General features: G+C 49.9%; 24 protein-coding genes. 16 read left to right on the plus strand and 8 right to left on the minus strand.

Translation table 11 applies throughout. From position 1 onward, the window contains the following. The first annotated feature begins 40 nt into the window (after positions 1-40). The 5 genes from CWO84_RS03930 to rimI all read left to right on the plus strand — a co-directional run bounded on the left by CWO84_RS03930 (position 41) and on the right by rimI (position 5,329). The gene (locus tag CWO84_RS03930) at positions 41-919 is read left to right on the plus strand and encodes a hypothetical protein (protein ID WP_051670421.1); all 879 of its coding nucleotides are present in this window, start codon (positions 41-43) and stop codon (positions 917-919) included. Between the two features lie 224 nt (positions 920-1,143). Further along, the gene (locus CWO84_RS03935; protein WP_051670419.1) at positions 1,144-2,115 is read left to right on the plus strand and encodes a glycosyltransferase family 2 protein; all 972 of its coding nucleotides are present in this window, start codon (positions 1,144-1,146) and stop codon (positions 2,113-2,115) included. Between the two features lie 290 nt (positions 2,116-2,405). Beyond that, positions 2,406-3,950: a 2-isopropylmalate synthase gene (locus CWO84_RS03940; protein ID WP_033158855.1), complete on the plus strand. Its 1,545-nt coding sequence runs from the start codon at positions 2,406-2,408 to the stop codon at positions 3,948-3,950. Positions 3,951-3,963: 13 nt separating this feature from the next. Next, complete coding sequence (locus CWO84_RS03945) at positions 3,964-4,770, plus strand: uracil-DNA glycosylase (protein ID WP_205800337.1); 807 nt, start codon at positions 3,964-3,966, stop codon at positions 4,768-4,770. Between the two features lie 4 nt (positions 4,771-4,774). Next, positions 4,775-5,329 carry a ribosomal protein S18-alanine N-acetyltransferase gene (rimI, locus tag CWO84_RS03950; RefSeq protein WP_101051819.1) on the plus strand — a complete coding sequence of 185 codons (555 nt, stop codon included), beginning with the start codon at positions 4,775-4,777 and terminating at the stop codon, positions 5,327-5,329. Positions 5,330-5,432: 103 nt separating this feature from the next. Here the strand turns inward: rimI and CWO84_RS24285 are convergent, their stop codons facing one another. Further along, positions 5,433-5,600 (minus strand): hypothetical protein, encoded by a 168-nt coding sequence (locus tag CWO84_RS24285; RefSeq protein ID WP_165385923.1) that lies wholly within the window; start codon positions 5,598-5,600, stop codon positions 5,433-5,435. A 557-nt stretch (positions 5,601-6,157) separates the two neighbouring features. Here CWO84_RS24285 and CWO84_RS25130 point away from each other — a divergent pair. Continuing rightward, complete coding sequence (locus CWO84_RS25130; RefSeq protein ID WP_020482963.1) at positions 6,158-6,286, plus strand: hypothetical protein; 129 nt, start codon at positions 6,158-6,160, stop codon at positions 6,284-6,286. A gap of 598 nt (positions 6,287-6,884) precedes the next feature. On the opposite strand, the gene CWO84_RS03955 is transcribed toward CWO84_RS25130, so the two are convergent. Both CWO84_RS03955 and lnt read right to left on the minus strand, forming a co-directional pair. Then, positions 6,885-8,384 (minus strand): alkaline phosphatase, encoded by a 1,500-nt coding sequence (locus tag CWO84_RS03955; protein WP_319961203.1) that lies wholly within the window; start codon positions 8,382-8,384, stop codon positions 6,885-6,887. Positions 8,385-8,435: 51 nt separating this feature from the next. Then, entirely contained in the window at positions 8,436-9,992 is a 1,557-nt protein-coding gene (gene lnt / locus CWO84_RS03960; protein WP_346426958.1) for an apolipoprotein N-acyltransferase, read from the minus strand. 204 nt (positions 9,993-10,196) lie between these two features. On the opposite strand from lnt, the gene CWO84_RS03965 reads away from it, so the two are divergent. Beyond that, complete coding sequence (locus tag CWO84_RS03965) at positions 10,197-11,603, plus strand: hypothetical protein (RefSeq protein ID WP_129871355.1); 1,407 nt, start codon at positions 10,197-10,199, stop codon at positions 11,601-11,603. On the opposite strand, the gene CWO84_RS03970 is transcribed toward CWO84_RS03965, so the two are convergent. From CWO84_RS03970 to CWO84_RS03985, 4 genes are all read right to left on the minus strand, one after another. After that, a complete protein-coding gene (locus tag CWO84_RS03970; protein ID WP_033158850.1) occupies positions 11,581-12,480 on the minus strand; it encodes a 5'-nucleotidase in 900 nt (299 codons plus the stop codon). The two genes, CWO84_RS03965 and CWO84_RS03970, sit on opposite strands and share 23 nt — an antisense overlap. 2 nt (positions 12,481-12,482) lie before the next feature. Then, positions 12,483-14,207 carry an SPOR domain-containing protein gene (locus CWO84_RS03975; protein WP_033158849.1) on the minus strand — a complete coding sequence of 575 codons (1,725 nt, stop codon included), beginning with the start codon at positions 14,205-14,207 and terminating at the stop codon, positions 12,483-12,485. A 63-nt stretch (positions 14,208-14,270) separates the two neighbouring features. After that, entirely contained in the window at positions 14,271-15,002 is a 732-nt protein-coding gene (locus CWO84_RS03980) for a class I SAM-dependent methyltransferase (protein WP_101051822.1), read from the minus strand. After that, positions 14,999-15,304, minus strand: coding sequence for a DUF1244 domain-containing protein (locus CWO84_RS03985; protein WP_033158847.1), 306 nt, complete (start codon positions 15,302-15,304; stop codon positions 14,999-15,001). Before CWO84_RS03985 ends, CWO84_RS03980 begins: the two co-directional genes overlap by 4 nt. A 112-nt stretch (positions 15,305-15,416) precedes the next feature. On the opposite strand from CWO84_RS03985, the gene CWO84_RS03990 reads away from it, so the two are divergent. From CWO84_RS03990 to CWO84_RS04010, 5 genes are read left to right on the plus strand one after another with little or no spacing between them, the layout of a single operon-like run. Beyond that, entirely contained in the window at positions 15,417-15,746 is a 330-nt protein-coding gene (locus CWO84_RS03990; protein ID WP_129871354.1) for a hypothetical protein, read from the plus strand. 26 nt (positions 15,747-15,772) lie between these two features. Further along, positions 15,773-16,315 carry a septation protein A gene (locus tag CWO84_RS03995; protein WP_033158845.1) on the plus strand — a complete coding sequence of 181 codons (543 nt, stop codon included), beginning with the start codon at positions 15,773-15,775 and terminating at the stop codon, positions 16,313-16,315. Further along, positions 16,315-16,617: a YciI family protein gene (locus tag CWO84_RS04000; RefSeq protein WP_033158844.1), complete on the plus strand. Its 303-nt coding sequence runs from the start codon at positions 16,315-16,317 to the stop codon at positions 16,615-16,617. Before CWO84_RS03995 ends, CWO84_RS04000 begins: the two co-directional genes overlap by 1 nt. Next, positions 16,614-16,889, plus strand: coding sequence for a BolA family protein (locus CWO84_RS04005; RefSeq protein ID WP_101051823.1), 276 nt, complete (start codon positions 16,614-16,616; stop codon positions 16,887-16,889). The genes CWO84_RS04000 and CWO84_RS04005 overlap by 4 nt, the downstream gene beginning before the upstream one ends. Position 16,890: 1 nt before the next feature. After that, a complete protein-coding gene (locus tag CWO84_RS04010; protein ID WP_051670415.1) occupies positions 16,891-17,871 on the plus strand; it encodes a peptidylprolyl isomerase in 981 nt (326 codons plus the stop codon). Between the two features lie 83 nt (positions 17,872-17,954). Here CWO84_RS04010 and CWO84_RS04015 read toward each other — a convergent pair whose 3' ends face one another. Next, entirely contained in the window at positions 17,955-18,158 is a 204-nt protein-coding gene (locus tag CWO84_RS04015) for a (2Fe-2S)-binding protein (protein ID WP_084153452.1), read from the minus strand. Between the two features lie 239 nt (positions 18,159-18,397). On the opposite strand from CWO84_RS04015, the gene CWO84_RS04020 reads away from it, so the two are divergent. From CWO84_RS04020 to fdhD, 4 genes are read left to right on the plus strand one after another with little or no spacing between them, the layout of a single operon-like run. Beyond that, positions 18,398-18,874 carry a formate dehydrogenase subunit gamma gene (locus CWO84_RS04020; RefSeq protein WP_033158843.1) on the plus strand — a complete coding sequence of 159 codons (477 nt, stop codon included), beginning with the start codon at positions 18,398-18,400 and terminating at the stop codon, positions 18,872-18,874. Continuing rightward, complete coding sequence (locus tag CWO84_RS04025; RefSeq protein WP_033158842.1) at positions 18,874-20,418, plus strand: NADH-quinone oxidoreductase subunit NuoF; 1,545 nt, start codon at positions 18,874-18,876, stop codon at positions 20,416-20,418. The genes CWO84_RS04020 and CWO84_RS04025 overlap by 1 nt, the downstream gene beginning before the upstream one ends. A 20-nt stretch (positions 20,419-20,438) precedes the next feature. After that, a complete protein-coding gene (gene fdhF, locus CWO84_RS04030) occupies positions 20,439-23,291 on the plus strand; it encodes a formate dehydrogenase subunit alpha (protein ID WP_101051824.1) in 2,853 nt (950 codons plus the stop codon). A 14-nt stretch (positions 23,292-23,305) separates the two neighbouring features. Beyond that, positions 23,306-24,145, plus strand: coding sequence for a formate dehydrogenase accessory sulfurtransferase FdhD (gene fdhD / locus CWO84_RS04035; protein WP_033158840.1), 840 nt, complete (start codon positions 23,306-23,308; stop codon positions 24,143-24,145). The last annotated feature ends 19 nt before the right edge of the window (positions 24,146-24,164 follow it).

Below are 24,164 nucleotides of genomic sequence, written 5' to 3' on the forward strand. Positions count from 1 at the left end.
ACAGCATTTCGCAACTAGCTGACGGCCCAAGGAATTATTCGTGAACTATTTAGACGAAATTAAATGCTATTTAAAAATCAAAATTTCCCAAATATTGATGCGGTGCCCTACCCATCACAAACCACTAAAAATACAACATGTGCCTAAAAACAAACCGAAGGTACTAATTTTAGGAATATATTTAGAATACAGAGAAAACACATTTAATCACCTGATAAGTGCGTTTAATCAATCAACAGCATGTGCGGTTGATCAAATCTGGGTATCATTGAACCCTAAAAACTCTCTAAAAGACAACCAAGCCGAATATAAAAACCACGCCAACCTAATTCTGGTTAAGCAGATATTTGAGCTTAAACCAAAATTTACGATATTAAATGAAATTCTAGAAGAGGTTGACATAAGCAAATACGATTATCTTGTCTTTACCGATGACGACATTTTTGTTGACGATAACTTTCTCGATGCTTTTATCGGATGGCAACAGCATTTAAACTTTTGCTTGGCTCAACCCGCCCGCACGAGAACCAGTACAGCTGATAATACATTTGTTGTTTCCAGGCCTTGGCTAAATGCACGCGAAACACATTTTGTTGAAATTGGCCCGCTATTTAGCATGCATAAATCAATTGTAAATGAATTACTACCGTTTGAGCTTGAAAGTCCAATGGGATGGGGATATGACCTCGTTTGGCCAATAAAGGTGAGTGCATCGGAAAAAACCATGGGGATTATCGATGCGACTCCTGTACAGCACAGCCTGAGACCTCAGGGCGCGGCATATTCGACCGCAAAAGAATCTGTGCTAATGAATGAATATCTTTCAACAAAACAGCACCTAAACTTCCGAGAAGCCTGCACTATTGTTAAAAATTACTCAAAAATAAGCCTCCTCAAAAAATCGTTCAATTTATTTTAATGCCTATCTGTTTTAATTTCTCGAACAAAGCACCGCTTAATTCCGATCAGCTCCAACAACCTATTTATCTTACTGGCACTGCCCGATACTACTTAAACATAATAAGCGACACCATCATCAACTTAAAGATATAATAGCCCAACTACCAGCATTTATTTGATTCATCTTATGCATCACAATATTTCCGTTAAACCTTTTGTAATTTAATCGGCCTAATCGATGCTATGAGCTGCTTAGTTACCGTCATCATACCCACCCACAACCGCCCCGACCTTTTGGACGAAGCCATAAGCAGCGTAGTCAATCAAACCTTGGCGGATTGCGAGATCATTGTCGTTGACGATTGCTCAACCCCTCCGGTAAACCCCGCTCAGATCCAGGAAAAGTTCGGAACGAAGATTAAAGTTTTGCGGCACCCAGCCTCTTTGGGGGGAGCCACAGCAAAAAACACCGGCATCAAAGCCGCTTCTGGCAAATACATTGCGTTTCTGGACGACGACGACCTTTACGCACCGACTTATTTAGAAAAAGCTGTTTCAACTTTAGAAAACCATCCAGAAATTAACACGCTGTTCATGAGCGTCGCTTGGTTTGGTCCAAATTCAAAATGGACGCACGAATCCTACACTGACGCCATGAACAAAATATTGGCAGATCTGGCTGGAACGCAAGTGACGGAAACCCTACTGGAATTTGACGCAGACCGTCTATTCAAAGCTTTGCTAAAAAGGGTCCCTATGGCGTTTCAACGACCAGTGGCAACCAGGGAACAGGTTAGGCAAATCGGCTTATATCAGGAAGACTGCCTACTTTGGGATTGCGATTGGGCTTTGCGCGCTGCGCTGAATGGCCGATGCGGATTAGTGACAGAAGGCTTGTACCTGCAACGTAGCGCGGGCCAGGGATACTCGTCTCAGCCTCGCCGCCGGATGGATCACTCCTTATCCAATCTGGAAATAAAAAAACAACTGATTAAGCGAAATGTCAGACCTGATCTAGCCAAGCTGATCAGGCTCAACTACATCCAATCCGCCCAAGATTTGAGTTGGGAATACATCAATCAAAACCAAGGCTTGCTAGCGGTCAAAACCATGCTGGCTAGTTTCCAATACGGCATTCACTTTCTGCAGATTAAGTTTTTAGCGCACGCTCTTTATAGCTGCGGATTGAGTTTATTTTCTAAAATACGACGATAGCCTAGTTAGATTCCGAATCGAAACAAAAGGTAAAATGGATTTAGCAGCCTCAAACGCCGCAGCATCGCAAGCTTGAGCCTTAGTCGGCAATCAAGTATAGTTTCCAACCATGAACAATCAGAAAAACGAATTTCATAGTCACTTAGTTTTCATGCCAGCCATTGGCAGACAATTGTTCGGCCTGTCTTTAAGATTGCTGCCCTGAGGGGCGCACTCTATCCTCATTTAAACAATACCACCCTTTTCTGTTCCTCGGCCTCAGCGCCGAACATTTCATGAACGGAGTTCTCATGAAAGATAAATTAATTATATTCGACACAACTTTGCGCGATGGTGAGCAAAGCCCAGGCGCCTCAATGACCCGCGATGAAAAAGTCCGCATTGCCCGAGCTCTGGAGCGCATGAAAGTCGACGTCATCGAAGCCGGCTTCCCAGCCGCCAGCCAAGGCGATTTCGAAGCGGTGCAAGCAGTGGCGGATGCCATCAAAGACAGCACAGTTTGCGGCTTGGCGCGGGCGCTGGACAAAGACATCGACCGGGCTGGCGAAGCCTTGAAAGGCGCAAACAGCTCGCGCATCCATACCTTTATCGCGACTTCGCCGATCCATATGCAAAAGAAGTTGAATATGCAGCCGGATCAGGTCATCGAATACGCAGTTCGGGCAGTAAAGCGCGCCCGCCAGTACACCGATAACGTCGAATTCTCCCCGGAAGATGCCGGCCGTTCGGAAGAAGACTTCTTGTGCCGAATCCTGGAAGCTGTGATCGATGCCGGAGCGACGACACTTAATATCCCGGACACGGTCGGCTATAGCATGCCTCAGCAGTTCGGTGCGACTATCGCCAATTTGATCAAGCGCATCCCCAATTCCGACAAGGCTATCTTCTCAGTACATTGCCACAATGATTTGGGCTTGGCGGTTGCCAACTCCTTGTCGGCGGTGATGAACGGCGCGCGGCAGGTAGAATGCACGATCAACGGTTTGGGCGAACGCGCGGGCAATGCCTCTTTGGAGGAAGTGGTGATGGCGGTGCGCACCCGCCAGGATTTCTTCGGCTGCGATACCGGCTTGGATGCGCGCGAGATTGTCACTTGCTCAAAGCTTGTGTCATCCATCACCGGGTTTCCGGTGCAGCCTAACAAGGCCATCGTCGGCGCCAATGCTTTTGCCCACGAATCCGGCATTCATCAAGACGGCGTATTGAAAAACCGCGAGACTTACGAAATTATGCGCGCCGAGGATGTGGGCTGGACCACCAACCGCATGGTTTTAGGCAAACATTCCGGCCGCAACGCCTTCAAAACCCGAATGGCAGAGCTGGGCGTGGACTTTGCCGGCGAAGCCGATTTGAACGATGCTTTTTTCCGCTTCAAACAATTGGCCGACAAAAAGCACGATATTTTCGACGAAGACTTGCAGGCCTTAATTTCCGAGCAAGGCTTCGAAGCGGAAGACGAACATATCAAACTAGTAGCCTTAAAAGTCTGTTCCGAAACCGGCGAAGTCCCTAACGCCACCGTCACGATACGTGTCGACGGCAAGGAAGTCACCGGCAGCGGGCAAGGCGGTGGTGCAGTGGATGCCAGCCTGAAAGCCATCGAAAGTTTGGTAAAAACCGGCGCGACTTTGGCGTTGTACTCGGTTAACAACATCACCACCGGCACGGATGCTCAGGGTGAAGTAACCGTCCGACTGGAAAATGCCGGCCGTATCGTTAACGGCTCCGGCGCCGACACCGACATCGTGATCGCCTCGGCCAAGGCTTACATTAACGCGGTTAACAAACTGCAAACGCCCGACCAACGTCAGCATCCGCAAAAAGGCGATGTCTGATTTTTGAGCCGCCATGGATAACGCGACCCGCTTGCAGTACTTGGAGGCGATGGGCATTGACGTCTGGACACCCAGGCGTCTACCCATCGCAGTTCCGCAAGCGGCCGTTCATTGTGAAAGTCGAATCGAACACGTAGTACCGTCTACCCCCTTTGCAGCCCACGAAGTTGAGCCTTCCGAGCAAACGGTATCAAGCATCATCGAAACCGTTAATATCGAATTTCCGCGACATCCTGCTTCGTCGCCATCATCACACGCCAACGATCAAATATGGAGAGACCTACAACTCGAGGTTTCTTTGTGCCAAGCCTGCTCGCTGTGTAAAACCCGCACCCAAACCGTATTCGGTGTCGGTAATAAACAGGCAAGCTGGATGTTGATTGGTGAGGCGCCTGGGCAAAATGAAGATTTACAAGGCGAACCGTTCGTCGGCAAAGCCGGCCAATTATTAACCGAAATGTTGCGGGCGATAGGTTTAAAGCGGGAAGAAGTCTATATAGCCAATATATTGAAATGCCGGCCGCCGAATAACCGTGATCCGCAAGCCGAAGAAGTCGCCGCCTGCCATCGATTTCTGCAGCAGCAAATCGAATTGATACAACCGAAAATAATTTTGGCGGTAGGCCGGATTGCTGCGCAAAGCTTGCTAACCACCCAACAACCTCTGGCAAAATTACGCGGCGTTCAACACCAATTACACGATATTCCGCTGATTGTCATTCATCACCCGGCTTACCTATTGCGCTCGCTACTGGAAAAGGCAAAAGCCTGGAGCGACTTGCAGTTTGCGCTGTCGGTCTATCAAAAACTAGAAAAATAAAACCATGTGGAAACTGTTACATAAACTGAAAGATGCAGTGATTTACGACGCGGACCGCGAGTTTTACGCCAAGGTGTTTCCAGACTCGGTAGATAGCAAAGACTTAATGCGGATGCGCAAAATGGATCATGCTGATTTAACCAGCGTCTTGAAGATAGAAGAGTTAAATTACGAATTTCCGTGGTCGGAAGGGATATTTAAAGATTGTTTCCGCACCATGACTTACACCAGTTGGGTGTGCGAGGCGCCAGATGACAACATAGTAGGCTATTGCATCATCAATGTAGCCGCTGGCGAAGCTCACATTATGAACATCAGCGTCAACCCCATCTTTCAACGCCAGGGAGCCGGCCGCAAAATGTTGGAACACTTAATCGAATACGCCCGCCCCCGCGCTGAGAAAATATTCCTTGAGGTGCGCCCCAGTAATCCTGGAGCCATCAATTTGTATCGAAAAACCGGTTTTCGCGAAATCGGCACCCGTAAGAATTATTATCCAGCCAAAAACGGTCGCGAGGACGCGATTATGTTTGAGTTGGATCTGGTGCCTATGCTCTAGCAGGGTTATGTAGACTCACTGTCGGCCTAAATTATCCCGCCAACACTATTGCTCGGAAACGGTAACCGATCCGATTAGGGCCGTACATTGGGCGTTTAACAAGTTATACAGCCGGATATTTTTTCAATCTATTTTTCAATTGCTGAGTCTCTTGCTTCAACCAATTTGCCGTTTGGACTCTGAGGTCAATTTCGTAAAGATATATTGGACTTGCTTGAAAACCAGCATCACGGGTTTTAAGCGAGTTGGATTTACCGAATTTAGTTTTCATCGTAATTCCCTTATTTGAAGCTTGTCTAATCCCCACAAGCAATTGAATTCGTTAGCTTACAAATACTGCTCAGAAAAGTAACTAGTCGTACCGAAAATGTAGGTGGCTAACATTAGGCAAGAGATACAAAGCAAATATCACACCATTTTCTGGCAACGGAATGGCCTTCGCCTACTCGAACGATCTGCGTAAATAAGACTATTTTTTCAGCGCAGTATTGCCATAAGTGACAGTTACCTGACATTTTTGGTCAGTAACGCAAAAGATCGCTTATCTTTGCCCCATACGTCGACGCGCCAAAGCCAAAAGCTAATCTGTTAGGCCTGATGACGAGATCGTTTGATTGCACAAACATAGCGCCACCACCAAGCTATAGCAGTTCAAATGAATAAATTTGTAAAATTTAATTGACTTTAAGAAAGCGAACCAAGGGTTTGTTTTGGATGATTTTGTCCAATTTTTCGGAAACACGCCATCTACAAGAGCGACCAAAACGCTGTTGAGTTTTAGCAAAATGGTGGCAGAATCGGTCCAGCCGATAGCTTTTGGGAGGTCTTATGAAAATACTTGCAGTACTGATACTCGCCGGACTTACTTATGGTCTTGCGTTATTCATACTTGGAATAATCAAAGAATTGGCGGAATTCGCCGTTGAGGCATGGCGTGACGTTGAGATAGGAAGATAATTTTATTTAATAGCAGTCAGACCGATATCTTTAGTTTTCAAGAATGCATTAAATTGTCAATTAGACAAGCAGAGCCGGGAACAATACCCGGCTTTTTTGTGTTCGTGGTTTTCTCGCGCACATATCTAAACTATAAATACGGGCAATCTTGAAGGCGGCATGGTTTTTATTGGCACGCTATTTGGCACAAATGCCGCCTGTCGGGCCGTCGATTTAGATAACAGTCGCCCGCATTCCGTACAGATAAAATTCCCGGTTGGCGACCCGTAGGCGAATTCCATGGTCAAGTTAGAGTGGTCGCAATAATTGCCGTCTGTATTGCTGGTTATTGGTATCGCTTTTAAATTGTCCATAATTTTTCCTTATAACCGTCTGAGCTAGATTTGTATGTCGGTACTTTATTCAGATTTCCTTAAATCTAGATTATGTGTAAATTAAGATTGCATTATTAGTGGCCCGAGCAAATCCGGCCACGCGCTAATTTGCCATGAATTTTTAAATTTGCCGACATAGTTGGCTCGTTACGCTTAATCGGTCTTAATGCCTTATCTGCAGCCCAAATTGCGCCGAGAATCCCGTGTTCACGATTGGTGAGATTTTACCGGCCGGCTTTAAACTTCAAGGCATGCGCCATCACTTGATAGATGTAACTTTGCTCTTGTACGCCATGAAATAAATGCGCTTTGGGACCGAACGCGAAAATGGCCACATCTTCGGCGCCGTGCGTTTCGCTGCCTAGCGGTACAACGGCTTCCTGCAGAAAATCGGGATGCGTGGTATCGACGGCGCTTAGATCGGGGCGGCCTTTTTGACCTCGATAACCCGGACCGTTGGCGTATCCCAACGTCGCGTAAGGCAATCCGTTACTGTCCTTGGCAAATCCCTTCTCGCCAGCTTGCTTGACTAAGCCCAAAATAGGATTACCGCGCTGCGGATAGCCGGCGATGGTAAAGGTGTGGCTATGATCGGCGGTAACTATGATTAACGTATCCTGAGGATTGGTTTTTTCCAACGCCTTGCGTACCGCATTAGAGAGCTCGATGGTTTCCGTCAAAGCTCTATAAGCATTACCGGCGTGATGGGCATGATCGATACGGCCAGCCTCCACCATCAGCACATAGCCTTTTTTATTTTTCGACAATATCTCTATGGCTTTTTCGGTCATCTCGGTCAAAGACGGCTCTCCACCCTTATCGCGAAGCCGATCATGTTCGTATTCCATATGCGAACGTTCGAACAGCCCCAGCAAATGCTCGGTTTGCTTAGGATCTATCGCATCGAAGCCGGCTTTGTTATAGACATAGGCGGATTTCGGATACTGGGTTAACCAACGCTGGGTCAAATCCACACCATCTTTACGGCTACCAAACTTATCACTATCTTCCGGATCCGGCGTTGTTTCGGGCAAAAACATGCTGCGCCCGCCACCCAAAGCCACTTCCAGGCCATTGCCGTATTCGAAATCCAGTAATTGTTTGGCAATATCGCGAACGGTGGCGCCCGCAGGAATTTGCGCATCGGACTCCCAATCGCGTTCAGAGGTGTGGGCGTAACAAGCAGCCGGCGTGGCATGCGTAACTCGGGCAGTAGAGACCACGCCAGTTGATAGGCCTTTTTCCTCTGCTTGCTCTAGCAAGGTTTTCACCTTATAGGTATTGACGACCTCTGCACTCTTTTCCTGGCGAGCCACCTGCATGCCTACCGACAATTCGCCATCATTGGTTTTCACACCGGTAATAATCGCTGACATGGTCGGCGCAGAATCCGGAGTTTGTTGATTGGCACTATAAGTTTTCGATAACGCTACATAGGGAGCTGTTTCGAAACTTAGCGAATTTTCCTCGCCACCGCGATTGCCCGGTTTGCGCTGCCCCTCCAGAATACGCGCGGCGGTAATAGTCGAGATGCCCATACCGTCACCAATGAACAGAATGACGTTTTTGGCGAATGCTCGATTAGCTTCTAGTTGCTCAGCCGCCTTGATACGGTTTTGCCCCGATTCCAACCAGAATGCCGGCGTTTCCAAAACCGGTTCAGCCTGGGATGTCCCGGCCGCCAAGCTCAGTGTGCTTATCAGAATTGCGGATTTACAGTGCATAGGAAGCATAAGTACTTTTGAGGGATGTTTTTTATATCAATCGCCGCAGTTCTAAACGACTTCAGCACCTAGCTTTAAAATGCCCGCATTGAACCGGCGATACCAGATATACGTCACTAGCAGCAACACCGCCAACACCCCGAAAAAACCTTTGTCACCCAAGATGACGTAAGGCGTAAGACCACTCATCGGCACTATATAATCGGTTAAAGTCGTGGTGGTAAACAAAGGCGCTTGCTTACGTAGTGCCCCGTCCGGACCAACAAAACCGGTCACGCCGGTATTGGTCGCGCGAACCAGATAGCGGCCGGTTTCCAACGCCCGCATTTGCGCCATTTGCATGTGTTGATGCGGCTGCGAGGAATCGCCGAACCAAGCGTCGTTAGTCATATTGACGATATACGCTGCATCCGCCACTTGCCTGGCAACCAATTCACCGAAGGCATCTTCATAACAGATAGTAGTGACAAACGCATGACCGCCCGCCATCAACAAGGCTTGCCGGTCGCCACCGGCCGCGAAATCGCCCAGCGGTATTTGCAACTTATCCAATACCCAACCCGATAAAGGCTGAAGCGGTAAATATTCGCCAAACGGCAGTAAGTGATTTTTATGATACAGGGCTTGTTTGTCGCCCAGGGTCATGACGCTGTTGTAATAATCCTTACCCTGCCCGCTGCTGGGTAGCCCAACCACCAAGTCAACCCCATGCGCTTGCGCGGCAGTTTGTAGCGGATCGATGTAGAATTCTTTCACTTGCGACAGAAAGGCCGGAATCGAAGTTTCCGGCCAGATAATCACATCGGAATCCCAATGCTGTTCGGTAAGTTCCTGATATAGCCTGAGTGTGTTGAGTTTCTGATTTTTCTGCCACTTCTGATCCTGGCCGATATTGCCTTGCACCAAGGTGACCTTGATCGGCGCGCCGACGGCTTGAGTCCACGCCACCGTTTGCAAATAGCCACCGCCTGCCCAAATTACCCCTAAAACCAGCAGCCCCGGCAAAGCCGGCAATTTGCCACGCACTAATTCGACTAAGGAAAAAGCCGATACCGCCAACAAAAACCCGACCCCATAAACCCCGGCCAATGGAGCGTAACCGGCCAACGGCGTAGATAGTTGACTGTAAGCGATTTGCAACCACGGAAAACCGTTCAACAACCAATAACCGCGAAAATACTCGACGGCTACCCAAGCAATAGCGGCAGCTATTATGCGTAGCCAAGCCCCGGAACAGATTGAGGTTTTGGCGATAAACCAGCCGGTTAAGCCCGGAAATAAGGCCCAAACCGCTACCAGCAGAGCCGTCAACGCTATCGAGCTATACGGGTCGCCGCCGCCGAAATCGTGAATACTGATATACGTCCACCAAATCCCCGATCCGAACAAGCCCAAACCGAACAAATAACCACTAAGAGCAGCCCTGTTCGGCGCCTGCCGCTGCCAAATCCAGTAAATAAAAGCTAAAGCGCCGATTGCGGCGTAAGCATAATCGTATGGCGCAAAGGCCATGGTGAGCAATGCTCCAAAAACGGGGGCGGCAAGTTCCCATTTACAATTCAATATTCGCTTCATTACTCTGCTGTGTTTATTCGATGGAATCGGCATTTTATGCAGCTGCCGAGGTTTCGTAAAATCGGCAACTGCCTATAGCCGTCAATCTGAACTAAACTGAGTTTATGTTTTCAACACATCTTAACTCGCAAGTACATGACCGATAACGCATCACTGCCTTTTGAGCTGTCAACGGAATCCCTCGGCGGATGGATTAATTCACTAAGCGCGCTACCCGCGGCGAACGCGGCAAACCAGTTGAATCTGGTCCTTAAACAACTGAGTCGCTTTAACGGCACAGCCGCAAACGTATTGCCGATACTCGTAAACTTAACCCCGCTGACATTGCATTTATCCAATGGCTTGACCAACGCGGCGCGTTCCGAAACAGACATTGCCACCAACACCAAAGCGCTGAAAATTGCGAAACTAGCCATCCAGTTACTCAGACATTTGAGCCTGGCTTTTTGCCGCACGGTCGAGACCAAACAACTCGATACATCGCTAACCCAACAAGCGATATTTTATGCCTTGCAGCTCGCGGGGTATTGTCTGCGCAGCACGGCGCTGTTTTACGAAATGCCGTCCACGACCTTGTGGAAAAAGAGCGGCCTGCTTTACACCATAGCCGGCGAACTGCAACTGCTAAAAAAGCCAGTCTCGTCCAAACCGCAGGAATTCAAGTTACAAAGCACCATTGAAGCAGTCATCAAGCGCAACCTATTGTTTGCACTCAGCAAACCCAACCAATATTCAACAACTGAAATCAGTCAATTATTTCAGTTGGTCAGTCGGCATCAGGATCGCCTGGAGATCAGCAAAACACCCAATCCGGATTGCCGTTTTATTTGGAATCTGGGCAGTGAACCAAGCCCTATGCCGCGTACTAACAGCACATTGCCACGCGGCTCGGTGTACATCAGTTGCCAGAACTTCGGCCATGCCTTGCAACTTGGCGAAATCGAGACCGAACTGAATTCAAACATGCAAACCAAACTGGCCTTGCACTTGACGGGATACAGCAATATTTTCGCATCGGTGGCCATCGGCCCGCCGATGCCGGCACACTTACTCGAGGGCTTCGTTGCGGTTAGCGCCCATCTACAAGGTGAAGAAAAATTATCGAAAATCATGAACCTGAGCTCGCAGTTATCGCGCGGAAGATCCCTGGCTCGCGATATGTCTCTAGTGCCGTTGGAACATGAAAAAAGCTTCTACAAACCGTTAAATTCTTCGCTAATCAGTTTTCCCGAGCATGGCACCAGTCTGAGTCTGTTGCGCAATGTCAGTAAACAATTTCTGGTAGCGGAAAGCCCCGCACCCAATTGTTCAACAGGCGATATTGGCTTACTTTGCCGGGAGCAGCAACCCGCCAAACTGGTGATAGTTCGCCAGCAAACGCTCTATGAAGATGTGACACTAATTTTGCTGGAACCCATAATCGGCAACATTACCATCCACGATATCGAAAATGCCGGTGACAGTAACAGCCAGAAAGCGATAGTCATCGGGATGGAAACCGCTCAACCTGAAGTGTTGTTAGCCAACAGCAAATACACGGTAGGCAGTAAAATCAAACTGCTATACGGCAACACCTTGTATTTGAAAGCTTGCGTGGAAAGTACGCCCTGGTTAGTGCGCTTCAAGGTCGGTGTTGATTTGTGACGCCATGCGGGACGTGAGCTGCTGCAATTTGATGGGACTCCGCGGAATCGCAATGGCCTTTTTGATCATCGAAGAAAATATCGGCGCCAAACGCTTTTAAAAACGCCCCCTTGGGCATGCCGCCTAAAAACAAGGCTTCATCTATCCTGATTCCCCAAGCCCGCAAGGTTCTGACGACCCGTTCGTGCGCGGGCGCGGCCCGTGCGGTGACCAATGCGGTGCGAATTGGCGACAAATCTTGATCGAAATGGGTTTGAATGCGGTGCAAAGCACTTAAAAACTCTTTCAATGGCCCGTCCGATAAAGGCTTATGCGCTTCGTTACGCTCGTTGGCCGCAAAAGCCGCCAAACCGTGTTGCTGATAAATGCGCTCGGATTCGTCGGAAAACAGCACCGCATCACCATCGAAAGCGATCCGCAATTGCGGAGAAGGATTGGCTACCGCTCCGGAGACAATGGTTGCGGCGGCATAGCCCGCAGCCAAGGCCTTTCTGACATCCTCACCATTGGCGGATAGAAACAAATGCGCACCGAAGGCCGGGATATATTCGTAAGGGGATACGCCGCTGGTAAACGCCGCCCGGCTAATCGCCAAATCGTAGTGGTTGATTGAGTTAAAGATACGCAGGCCGGTATCCGCGCTATTTTGCGACAGCAGGATAATCTCCACCAGCGGCGCACCGGGAAAAGCTTTGTTGATATCCAGAAACTTCTTCACCAAGGAAAAGCCGAAACCCGGCGGCAGAATTTCGTTTTCGTGTTCAATCTGATAATGACAAAAGGCTTCCTTGCCCTGGGTTTCGAAAATCGCATGCGATTCATCCAGATTGAATAAGGCCCTGGACGATACTGCAACTACCAGTTTCTGATTATCCATGACTATTCTTTATTGCGGGTAACCCACACCGAATCGAGATTAAGGGTTTTCTTGATTTTTGCTGCGTAAGCCGCCGCTTCGTATTGGGTTTTAAAACCGTCCACAAACAAACGATACCAGTTCTCGCCCTTGGATTCGGTTTTGACTACCTTGGCAGGGACGCCCTTGCCCGCGAATTCTTGGGCTTTACTCTTGGCATACCAATCCTGTTTAAACGCAATTAAATTGACCGCCCAATTTTCTTCCACCGGTTCCGGCTTTTTCTTCTCCGGTTTAGGGGCCGGCGCGGCAGCTTGCGCTCGACCTTTTTCCAAGGCACTCACCTTGTTTTGCAAGGCTTCTATGGTGGCGCCTATTTGCATGATCTGGCTGCTGATTTCGGCAGAAGGCTTGGCTTGATCACCGTTGGCCTTTGCCGCACCCGGGTCAGCATGCCCAGCCTTACTTAATTCAGCGATCTGAGTGGCCATCACACCATTGCTGACCGTCAATTCATCCAGCTGTTTGCGCAACATTTCCTTGTCCGCGGCATCGCTGGTGGGCGCGGCATTCACTTGCTCCTGCAATTTCCCGATAATAGTCACCAACTCGCCGACTTGCGACTTGGCAATCATGCCTTGTATGCCTAACCCAGTGCCAATCAGCAGCGCCGCCACCGCGATGCCGTTCGCCACATAGGCAGCTACCGGTTTTTTCGCCGCCAAGGCCTCCACGGCTCGTTTGGTTTTCTTCTGTTCGGTCTGCACGCTTTCCAGACTATCCAGACAACCCAGCAGCTCATTTTTACCCGCCGCCTCGGTTAAATCGTGGCGCATCTGCTGCTGATGCTTCTTGAGGTCGACGATATTCCGATTCAAAGCGGCAATTTCGCTGCTATGATCGATGACTTGTACCTGCGGCACCGGGCTTGCTTGAACTTGTTCGGCCGCTGCGGCAATCGGCGCTGTTTCCGGCTCGTTAGCCTGGACAACGACTAATTCTTCCTCGTTTTCTTGCTCACTGACAGCCGCCGCCAATATCTGATCCAAATCTGGTTCCGGTTCCGGCGTGCTTGGTTGGACGTTGTTATCGGGTTCTTCCAAATCGGCAAAATCATCGACGATTGGAGGTACCGCTGGTGCATATTCGTCATCAGCCGAAATATCGAAATCCGCAATTAGAAAATCGGCATTACCGCCTGCCAAGTCAGCGTCATCGGAAAACTCGTCTATTTCAGCCATATTCTCCAGGTCGTCCACCGCGGTTTCCGGCAAACCCACCACGGCCACCGGGGCATCCTCCGCAAAATCATCGATTTGCCCTACCCTTTCTAACTCCGCGACTTCTTCAAACACGTCATCAACCGGCAATTCTAAAGGGGCCTGCTGATTTTCGACATCGACGATGTCGACAAAGTCATCGTCAACTACTTGCTGCTCGCGTCCGGGATTAATGCCTAAATCAACCGCCAAATCGTCGCCAAACTCGTCAATATCGTCTGCTAAGCTCGATGCAGCCTTAGGTTCATTCGCACTCAGTAATTCATCGATATCCGCGAACTCGTCGATTTCCTGTTGCGCATCCGGCTCGAATGTCTCGTCGCCCACCAGCAAACGATCAATGGCTTCGTCATCATCTATCGTGCCAACCTGTTGTTCGGAGGGGTCGCCAATATTAAGCATGGCATCCAGATCGTCGGCAAACGCATCCAAGGTTTTTTTATTTTTACTAGCAGTCGATTCAGCCATGTTTTTTCTCGTTTAAGCTGCACACAGTTCAGCAAATCCTGATTTGTAGAACAGCACAAAATATCATTTAAGCGCAGTGACCAAGGCATTGACCTCCATGCGTTGCTGCAATTCGATGTCCCGAAAACCCGCCTCAGCCATCTGCGCCAACACGACGGATTCGCGCATCACGTGAGTTTCCGACTCGTCGTTAAACAGATGGACTATCCAATGTTCGAGTAAATCCAAGCGGTTGATTTCGGTCAAAACCTTAAAGTAGCCGCCAACCTCTCGCTGTATGCAGCGGGTATGCGCGCTAATATCATCCAAAGCATACCGGTCGCCGTTGACGAATTTTCCACCCGGCTTTAATACCCGATATATTTCTGCCAACACTTGCCGCCGGTAATCGCTATGGAAATTATGCAAAGTGTATGCCGACGCCAAAATATCGACGCTGTTGCTCGCTAAACCCTGCAACGCCGTCAACGCATCCTCGCCGGAAAAACGTAACCTGCCCGCGGCAACCCAATCGCGCAAACTCTGCTTCGCCTGATTTTGCATGGTGGGTTCGTTATCGACACTCAATATACTAAGGTTGTCCGCGGCGGTCAGGATCGCCAGCGTAGTAATCCCCGTGCCGCCCCCGAGCGCAACCACTGCCTGCGGCGTGCCTTGCTCCTCACAGTAATTGCCAACAATTTCACCGACCAAGCGACTCATTTCCGTCGCAAATGGGCAGATCAAATTTAACATTTGATATTCTTGACCCATCACGCTGGAGAACATCGCATCGAAGCGGTTTTCGTCTGTCATGATTGTGCTTTCAATTTTTGCTTTGCGTCATACGCTGCCAGTTGTTCAGGCGTGGCCTCGCGTTGATGTTTGTCTTTCCATTCACTGTACGGCATACCATAGACAATCTCCCGCGCTTGCTCGTAATTGATGTCAATTTCACGCTCGGCTGCCGCAGCTGCATACCATTTAGCCAGGCAATTCCGGCAGAAATCGGCGAGCACCATCAGTTCGATATTTTGGACTTCGGGATGCTGTTGCAAATGGACCAGCAATTTTCTGAAAGCCGCGGCTTCCAGCTCGACGTTATTGGACTGAATCATGAAATCCTCCTTTAAAACCGGCATTTTAGCAGCAAAGCCGTTAGGTTCATGTACAATTGCAGCCAAAGATTCTACAATGAAGTAATTGATACTTGGGCTCTAATCGCGCTTTGTGAACACAATACATAGTTCATCCTTGGCTTTTTATCCGGTCGGCTATAACCAGCCGAGAGCCGCACGGCTGGATAATAATCTTGAACAAAAGCAAAAGCCTAATAATGACGAAACCGGGATACCTCGGCAGAATCCTGATTTACCTAAAACATCGTCAACCGCTCAAATCAAGGCCGCTTTGGCGGACAACGGATTGACCGTAAGCAATAACGACCAACCAAATAATTCGCGCACCTTGAAAGCATTGAACGCCTACACAGAAAACCGCAATCAACCCGCTCAAAGCCGGGTTGCCGAGATCATTTCCGGTATCGATCTTTACGTCTAACTCCCTCCCATCTTTCAACACCAATCATGAAGCCGCTTTTAGAGTTTTTCCCAATCGTTCTATTTTTTGTCGCTTATAAACTGTACGACATTTACATTGCCACCGCCGTCGTAATCGCCGCCACGGTTGTGCAGGTCATCAGCTATTGGCTGCTATATCGTAAAGTGGAAACCATGCAGTGGATTACGCTGGGGTTGATTTTGGTCATGGGTGGAGCAACGTTGTACTTACAAGACGAACAATTCATTAAGTGGAAACTGACCATAATTGAGTGGCTATTCGGCGGTGCATTTTTAGTCAGCCAATTCGTTGGCAAAAAGACTTTCATAGAACGCATGATGGGCGCAAACCTGGAATTGCCTGATCGCATCTGGAAACGCCTTAACATGAGCTGGTCCATGTTTTTTATCGGAGTCGGCTGTTTAAATTTGTACGTAATGGCGAACTACAGCACCGACGACTGGGTCAGTTTTAAAACTTTCGGTGTTCCTGGCCTGATGCTTATTTTTATTGCCGTACAAATAGTGTTCTTGTATAAGTTTATTCCCGCACCAGAGGCTAAAGAGTAATGTTGTATGCCGTCATAGCCGAAGATGTCGCGGACAGCTTGAGTAAACGCCTGGCCGCCCGCCCACAGCATCTGGAACGATTAACCGCATTACAAAACCAAGGCCGCTTGGTTTTGGCCGGACCGCATCCTGCGATAGATAGTGATAACCCCGGCGATGCCGGATTTAGCGGCAGCCTGATTGTTGCCGAGTTTGCCAGTCAGCAGGATGCGCAAGACTGGGCCGATGCCGATCCATATATCTCCGCGGGCGTATATGCTCGTGTTACCGTTAAACCTTTCAAACAAGTATTTCCCCAATGACAGCCGACCATATCAGACAAAAGCTGGAAGAAGCTTTTAAGCCAGAATTAATCGAAATCATCGACCATAGCGCTGCGCACGCCGGTCACGCCGGCAACAAAGGCGGCGGTCATTTTCATGTCACCCTCATATCCACTCAATTTGAAGGTAAATCCCTGGTACAAAGACATCAGCTGGTTTATCAAGCTTTGGGCGACATGATGAAGGATGAAATCCATGCCCTGGGCATTAATGCTTTACCCCCTCTGAAAACAGCTAAAGGAAATTCTTAAGATGAAACTGAAACTTATTCCCCTGATACTAGCCAGTAGCGTATTGTTACCCGGTTGCTTCGAAGAAAAAGCTAAGGAAGCCGCCGCACCAGCAGCGCCGACTGTCAGCAAAGAGGACGCGGTTGCTTCGGTTAACGGCACCTATATCAGCAAGAAAACCTTGGAAACCTTGGAAAAGGAAATTGCGGAACGCAGCCAAGGCCAAACATTCCCGAAAGAACAGCTACTGGAAGAACTGATTCAACGCGAATTGCTGATTCAACAAGCGGTGCAAAAACAACTGGATAAATCGCCGGAAGTAATCGAACGCATGGCAACCGTAAGAAACTCCTTGCTGTCGCAAGCAGCGTTACAAGATTACCTAAAAGCCAATCCGGTCACCGACGAAGAAATCAAAGCGGAATATGACTCGAAAATGGCTAACATGGGCAGCGAATACAAAGCCCGTCATATTTTGGTTAAAACCGAAGACGAAGCAAAAAAACTGATTGCAGAACTGGAAAAAGGCGGGGATTTTACCGCGCTGGCTAAAAAGCATTCTATCGATCCAATGGGCTCCGAAGGTGGCGATTTAGGTTGGTTTACCGCAGACCGTATGGTCCCGCCATTTTCTGAAGCAGTGGTTGCACTGGAGAACGGCAAATTCAGCAAAACACCGGTACAAACTCAATTTGGCTGGCACGTGATTCTGCGCGAAGAGTCCAGAGCTTTGACACCACCGCCATTTGATTCCGTCAAAGAACAAATTCGCCCAATGTTACAGCGCCAAAAAGCGCAAGCCATGATCGAAAATTTGCGTAAAAACGCCAAAGTTGAAGTCTTGCTGCCGCCGACACCGCCAAAGCAAGAAGAGGCTCAACCAGCAGCGCCAGCTGATCAGGCTGCACCAGCACCTGCTGCGGAGGCCACTCCGGCCGAACCGGCCAGCGCCGCACCTAACGCAGACGCAAAACCCACCGAACCAGCGGCTACAGCTAAATAACGCACACCCAACAGGGCGGTCCAACCGCCCTGTCTTTTTATAGTACAAGTCTTATATTGCTATAAGCTCAGCTTTCTAAATAACTATGCCGCTTGGACTTGAACTCGGGCGTGCATCTTCCGATTCTGCGTATTTTCATCCAGTAAAGCTTTAATACTGGCTGTGCATTTCCCACATACACCGCCCGCCCCCGTGCACTGCATTAGTTGCCTGCGATTGCACACACCTTGGCTAATTGCCTGCCTAACCTGCCTATCGGTGACCGCTTTACACACACACACGTACATAACACCCTCTCTTAACTCATATGCATATTAATGATAACAATTATCATTTAAAAGTAAAGTATCCACCATCACATTTTTTTCCACGCGAACTTCCGAAACCAATCAGAGTCCGAAGATGCAATTACCTTGCTTTGCTTAGGAAATACGCGGGATTGAGGCATGAACCCGAATTGCAAACCCGGGTTTGTTCATGATTAAATAGGACGATAACCTTTTCGTCATTTATTACAGAGCCAATGATGCAAGACTATCAAACCCAAAAACCCACCGTGTTGGAAATACTGGACACTCATCAAGCGATGCCGGGTAATCTGTTGCCCATATTGCATGGTATTCAGGACACACTGGGCTACATCCCGCCGGCTGCCGTAGTAGACATTGCCAAATCACTCAACCTTTCCCAAGCGGAAGTCCACGGGGTTATTAGTTTTTATCATTACTTCCGGGAAACTCCGCCCGGAGAGCACACGATAAGGATTTGTCGGGCCGAATCATGCCAAGCCATGAACGGTAAAGCATTGGAAACCCATGCCAAACAACAGCTTGGCATCGACTTTCACGAAACAACAGCCGACGGAATTTTTTCATTAGAACCTGTTTATTGTTTGGGTAACTGCGCTTGCTCGCCATCAATCACGATAGACGACGAGGTGATTGGCCGCGTCACAACCGAAAAATTCGACCGATTGCTAGCCACTTATAAAGGTGCCAAATAATGACCCGCGTATTCATATCCCGCGACTCCACCGCGCTTTCCTTAGGTGCGGAGCAAGTTGCCAAGGCCTTAGCACAGCAAGCCTCCAGCAAAAACCTATCAGTAGAAATTGTCCGCAACGGCTCGCGCGGATTGTTCTGGCTGGAAACCCTCGTAGAAGTCGAAACCAGCCAGGGCAGAGTTGCCTATGGCCCAGTGCAAGCAGAAGATGTGGCATCTTTACTCGATGCCGGCTTGCTAGAAGGGAAGCAACACCCACTCTATTTAGGCAACATTGAAGAAATAGCTTATTTCAAAAATCAAAACCGTCTTACCTTTGCCCGCGTTGGCATAACCGACCCAGTCAATATCGACGACTATTTGGCTCACGATGGATACCGAGGTTTAAAAAATGCGCTGGCCTTACAACCAACCGAGATCGTCAAGCAAGTAACTGACTCAGGCTTACGCGGTCGTGGCGGCGCGGCGTTTCCAACCGGGATCAAATGGAATACGGTGTTAAACGCGCCTGCAGACCAGAAATACATCGTCTGCAACGCCGACGAAGGCGACTCAGGTACCTTCTCCGACCGGATGATCATGGAAGGCGACCCCTTCGTATTGATCGAGGGTATGACTATCGCTGGCTTGGCGGTGGGCGCTACCCAAGGTTATATTTATCTGCGCGTCGAATATCCGCACGCCAAAATCGCACTGAATCAAGCCATCGAAGCCGCCTACAAAAACGGCTATCTGGGCGAAAACATTCAAAGTAGCGGCAAAACCTTCCACTTGGAAGTGCGTAGCGGCGCGGGCGCTTATATCTGCGGCGAAGAAACATCTTTATTGGAAAGCTTGGAAGGCAAACGCGGATTAGTGCGTTTTAAGCCGCCGCTTCCCGCTATCGTCGGCCTGTTCGGCAAACCCACCATCGTCAACAACGTCATTTCGCTGGCTTCGATCCCGGTGATCCTAGACAAAGGCGGCGAATATTATAAAAACTACGGCATGGGGCGTTCGCGCGGTACCCTACCCCTACAACTGGCTGGCAACATCAAACATCCAGGGTTGTTTGAAGTGGCTTTCGGCATGACCTTGCGCGAGCTGCTTTACGATTACGGCGGCGGCTCCGCCAGCGGCAGGCCGATACGCGCGGTTCAGGTGGGTGGTCCATTGGGTGCCTATCTGCACGAAGGCCAGTTCGATACCCCGTTGGATTACGAAGCCTTCGCGGCAATATCAGCGGTATTAGGCCATGGCGGCATCGTGGTTCACGACGACACTGTCAACATGGCCGACATGGCCCGTTATGCAATGGAATTTTGCGTGGAAGAATCCTGCGGCAAATGCACACCTTGCCGAATCGGATCGACACGCGGCGTCGAAGTAATAGACCGCATTGTCGACGGCGTGCAAAAGGATAAAAACACCGTGTTGTTGCGCGATTTATGCGACACCATGACTTACGGATCTTTGTGTGCGATGGGCGGCATGACACCATTCCCGGTGTTGAGCGCGCTGAATCATTTCCCTGAAGACTTTGGCCTCGAAGCCGCCAAAGCCTGATCGATTACCAGGAGATAAATATGTCTGCCAATAACGAAATAGATTACGGAACTCCCGCGAGTTCGTCTGCAAATCAAGTCACTCTGGAAATCGACGGCCATAAGGTCACTGTCAATGCCGGCAGTTCCGTAATGCGCGCCGCCGCCGAAGCTGGGATCAGCATCCCTAAACTGTGTGCCACCGACAGCCTCGATCCCTTCGGCTCGTGCCGGATGTGTCTGGTACAAATCGAAGGCGCGCGCGGCTATCCAGCTTCCTGCACGACGCCAGTCGCGGACGGCATGAAGGTCTGTACCCAGAACGATAAGTTGGCCAGCATCAGACGCGGCATCGCCGAACTGTATATCTCCGACCATCCTTTAGACTGTCTGACCTGTGCCGCCAACGGCGACTGCGAACTGCAAGACACCGTCGGTCAAGTTGGCTTGCGTGAAGTCCGCTACGGCTTCGACGGCGAAAACCATCTGAATTCCGAAAAAGACACCAGCAATCCTTATTTCAGCTTTGATCCTTCGAAATGTATCGTTTGCTCGCGTTGCGTGCGCGCTTGCGAGGAAGTGCAAGGCACTTTCGCCCTAACTATCGACGGGCGAGGCTTCGACTCCAAAGTCTCTCCAGGCCAAAACCAGCCTTTCATGGAATCCGAATGCGTATCCTGCGGCGCCTGCGTACAAGCATGCCCTACCGCGACGCTGATGGAAAAATCGGTGATCGACAATGGCGTGCCTGAGCACAGCACCATCACCACCTGCGCCTATTGCGGTGTCGGTTGCTCATTCAAAGCCGAAATGAAAGGCGAACAACTGGTGCGCATGGTGCCTGACAAAAACGGCCAAGCCAATCATGGTCATTCTTGTGTCAAAGGCCGTTTCGCGTTTGGTTATGCCACGCACAAAGACCGCATCACCACTCCCATGGTCCGGGAAAAAATTTCCGATCCTTGGCGCGAAGTCAGCTGGGAAGAAGCCATTAGCTTTGCTGCCAACAAATTGAAAGGTATCCAGGCCAAATACGGTAAAGACTCAATCGGTGGTATTACTTCATCGCGTTGCACCAACGAAGAAACCTATCTGGTGCAAAAATTAATCCGCGCCGGCTTCGGTAACAACAATGTCGACACCTGCGCCCGCGTTTGCCACTCACCGACCGGCTACGGATTGAAAAGCACATTTGGTGAGTCATCCGGCACCCAAACCTTTGACTCGGTGATGCAGTCCGATGTGATTATGGTAATCGGCGCCAATCCGACTGACGGCCACCCGGTTTTCGGCTCGATGATGAAACGCCGCTTGCGCCAAGGCGCAAAACTAATCGTGGTCGATCCACGCAGCATCGATTTGGTGAGCAATAGCCCGCATGTAAAAGCCGACTATCATCTGAAACTGCGCCCCGGCACCAACGTTGCCGTCGTCACTGCATTGGCTCACGTCATCGTCACCGAAGGCCTGGCGGACGAAAAATTTGCGTTGGAACGTTGCGATGTCGAGTCGTTTAACAAATGGAAAACCTTCGTTGCGCTGCCTCAGCATTCACCTGAAGCCGTTGCCGAATTGACCGGCGTGCCTGCCGAGAGCATGCGCGCAGCAGCCCGCTTGTACGCAACAGGCGGTAATGGTGCGATCTATTACGGCTTGGGCGTTACCGAACATAGCCAAGGCTCGACGACCGTCATAGGTATCGCCAATTTAGCGATGGCTACCGGCAATATCGGCCGCGACGGCGTCGGCGTCAATCCATTGCGCGGACAAAACAACGTGCAAGGCTCTTGCGATATGGGCTCGTTTCCGCACGAGTTCGTCGGCTACCGCCATGTTTCCGATTCGCAAACCCGCATTCAGTTCGAGACAGCTTGGAACGTAGCGCTGTCATCCGAACCCGGCTTACGCATCCCGAATATGTTTGCCGCCGCTATCGACGGCAGTTTCAAAGGCTTGTACGTACAAGGTGAAGACATCGCTCAGTCGGATCCAGACATAACGCACGTTCACCACGCGCTACGCGAACTGGAATGCTTGGTGGTACAAGACATTTTCCTGAACGAAACGGCCAAATTCGCCCACGTATTTTTACCGGGCTCCTCGTTCCTGGAAAAAAACGGCACCTTTACCAATGCCGAACGCCGAATTTCACCAGTTCGCAAAGTCATGACCCCACTAGGCGGCAAGGAAGACTGGGAAGTAACCCAGGACTTGTCCAACGCCCTGGGTTATCCGATGAATTACAATCATCCTTCGGAAATCATGGATGAAATCGCGGCTCTAACGCCGCAATTTGCCGGCGTCAGTTACGAAAAAATCGACGAAATGGGCAGCATCCAATGGCCTTGCAACGACGAAACCCCGGACGGTACACCGATCATGCACGCCGATCACTTCGTCCGCGGCAAAGGTCGTTTCATGCTGACCGAATATGTTGCAACCGAAGAACGCACCAGTAGCAAGTATCCATTGATCCTGACCACCGGCCGAATCTTGTCGCAATACAACGTTGGGGCGCAAACCCGCCGCACTGAAAACGTTGCTTGGCATGAAGAAGACCGTCTGGAATTGCACCCGCACGATGCCGAAGTCTTAGGCATCAGCGATGGCGATTGGTGCGGCGTGAAAAGTCGCTCCGGCGAAACGGTATTGCGCGCCAAGGTCACGGACCGCATGCAGCCGGGCGTGGTTTATACCACTTTCCATTTCCCGCATTCAGGCGCCAACGTTATAACCACCGATAACTCGGACTGGGCAACCAACTGTCCGGAATACAAGGTTACAGCGGTGCATGTTGCAAAAGTCGCGCAACCGTCGGCATGGCAACAGGAATACCAAGACTTTTCCGACAACCAGTTGTCTTTGCTGGAAAACCGCATCGCGGTCAACGAGTAAACCGCAACCGATTTATGGATGCAGTCTCAAGCGAACTGGGCTGGACCAGCTATCGAACCGGCACGTTCGATAGCTGGCGCGGGCCTGTTCATACCGCGAAGGAAGATTATGTCGCCGAAGAAGTGCCGGTGGTGTTGGTCTACAACACCATTCCGCATGTGGTGATGCTGGCAACGCCCCTTAATTTGGAAGATTTTGCGCTGGGTTTCAGCCTGACCGAGGAAATCATCGGTCATCCATCCGAATTGCAATCGATACGTGTCGTACAACGCTCCAAAGGCGTGGAAGTCAGAATGACGATTCCGGAAGCCCGATTCGAGAAACTGCACGGCAAGGGAAAAAACATGACCGGCAGAACCGGTTGCGGTTTGTGCGGAGCCACTACGTTGGAACAAGCCATCCGCCACCCGCATCATGTCGGCCAAGGTTTAGCGCTTAGTGCACATCTATTGAGCAGCGGTTTCGCCGATATGGCGCAAAAACAATCTCTGAATTTATTGACCGGCGCGGTCCATGCGGCAGCGTGGCTGCATCCGGAACGCGGCATCGTTGCGGTACGGGAGGATGTCGGCCGCCACAATGCACTGGATAAACTGATCGGCTCATTAGCCAAAGCCAACTGCAATTTTGAAAATGGCTGGCTGCTAGTGACCAGCCGCGCCAGTTACGAAATGGTACAAAAAGCAGCCAGCGTTGGCATCACACTGCTGGCAGCCATATCCGCACCTACCGCATTAGCGATTCAATTGGCGGAAGAGTGCGGACTGACTCTGGTCGGCTTCGCCCGTCACGAGAATCACATGATCTACACTCACCCTCATCGTTTACAACATTACCAAGAATCAGCCGCATAGAACATGGATAACCATAATC

This window comes from Methylomonas sp. Kb3 (genome assembly GCF_002834115.1).
Lineage (GTDB): Bacteria > Pseudomonadota > Gammaproteobacteria > Methylococcales > Methylomonadaceae > Methylomonas > Methylomonas defluvii.

What these genes read in the sequence shown, in the direction of transcription:
- CWO84_RS03935 (WP_051670419.1), top strand. Translation starts at nt 1,144, where the DNA reads ATGAGCTGCTTAGTTACCGTCATCATACCCACCCACAACCGCCCCGAC.
- CWO84_RS03940 (WP_033158855.1), top strand. Translation starts at nt 2,406, where the DNA reads ATGAAAGATAAATTAATTATATTCGACACAACTTTGCGCGATGGTGAG.
- CWO84_RS03945 (WP_205800337.1), top strand. Translation starts at nt 3,964, where the DNA reads ATGGATAACGCGACCCGCTTGCAGTACTTGGAGGCGATGGGCATTGAC.
- rimI (WP_101051819.1), top strand. Translation starts at nt 4,775, where the DNA reads ATGTGGAAACTGTTACATAAACTGAAAGATGCAGTGATTTACGACGCG.
- CWO84_RS24285 (WP_165385923.1), bottom strand. Translation starts at nt 5,600, where the DNA reads ATGAAAACTAAATTCGGTAAATCCAACTCGCTTAAAACCCGTGATGCT.
- CWO84_RS25130 (WP_020482963.1), top strand. Translation starts at nt 6,158, where the DNA reads ATGAAAATACTTGCAGTACTGATACTCGCCGGACTTACTTATGGTCTT.
- CWO84_RS03955 (WP_319961203.1), bottom strand. Translation starts at nt 8,384, where the DNA reads ATGCACTGTAAATCCGCAATTCTGATAAGCACACTGAGCTTGGCGGCC.
- lnt (WP_346426958.1), bottom strand. Translation starts at nt 9,992, where the DNA reads ATGCCGATTCCATCGAATAAACACAGCAGAGTAATGAAGCGAATATTG.
- CWO84_RS03970 (WP_033158850.1), bottom strand. Translation starts at nt 12,480, where the DNA reads ATGGATAATCAGAAACTGGTAGTTGCAGTATCGTCCAGGGCCTTATTC.
- CWO84_RS03975 (WP_033158849.1), bottom strand. Translation starts at nt 14,207, where the DNA reads ATGGCTGAATCGACTGCTAGTAAAAATAAAAAAACCTTGGATGCGTTT.
- CWO84_RS03980 (WP_101051822.1), bottom strand. Translation starts at nt 15,002, where the DNA reads ATGACAGACGAAAACCGCTTCGATGCGATGTTCTCCAGCGTGATGGGT.
- CWO84_RS03985 (WP_033158847.1), bottom strand. Translation starts at nt 15,304, where the DNA reads ATGATTCAGTCCAATAACGTCGAGCTGGAAGCCGCGGCTTTCAGAAAA.
- CWO84_RS03995 (WP_033158845.1), top strand. Translation starts at nt 15,773, where the DNA reads ATGAAGCCGCTTTTAGAGTTTTTCCCAATCGTTCTATTTTTTGTCGCT.
- CWO84_RS04000 (WP_033158844.1), top strand. Translation starts at nt 16,315, where the DNA reads ATGTTGTATGCCGTCATAGCCGAAGATGTCGCGGACAGCTTGAGTAAA.
- CWO84_RS04005 (WP_101051823.1), top strand. Translation starts at nt 16,614, where the DNA reads ATGACAGCCGACCATATCAGACAAAAGCTGGAAGAAGCTTTTAAGCCA.
- CWO84_RS04010 (WP_051670415.1), top strand. Translation starts at nt 16,891, where the DNA reads ATGAAACTGAAACTTATTCCCCTGATACTAGCCAGTAGCGTATTGTTA.
- CWO84_RS04015 (WP_084153452.1), bottom strand. Translation starts at nt 18,158, where the DNA reads ATGTACGTGTGTGTGTGTAAAGCGGTCACCGATAGGCAGGTTAGGCAG.
- CWO84_RS04020 (WP_033158843.1), top strand. Translation starts at nt 18,398, where the DNA reads ATGCAAGACTATCAAACCCAAAAACCCACCGTGTTGGAAATACTGGAC.
- CWO84_RS04025 (WP_033158842.1), top strand. Translation starts at nt 18,874, where the DNA reads ATGACCCGCGTATTCATATCCCGCGACTCCACCGCGCTTTCCTTAGGT.
- fdhF (WP_101051824.1), top strand. Translation starts at nt 20,439, where the DNA reads ATGTCTGCCAATAACGAAATAGATTACGGAACTCCCGCGAGTTCGTCT.
- fdhD (WP_033158840.1), top strand. Translation starts at nt 23,306, where the DNA reads ATGGATGCAGTCTCAAGCGAACTGGGCTGGACCAGCTATCGAACCGGC.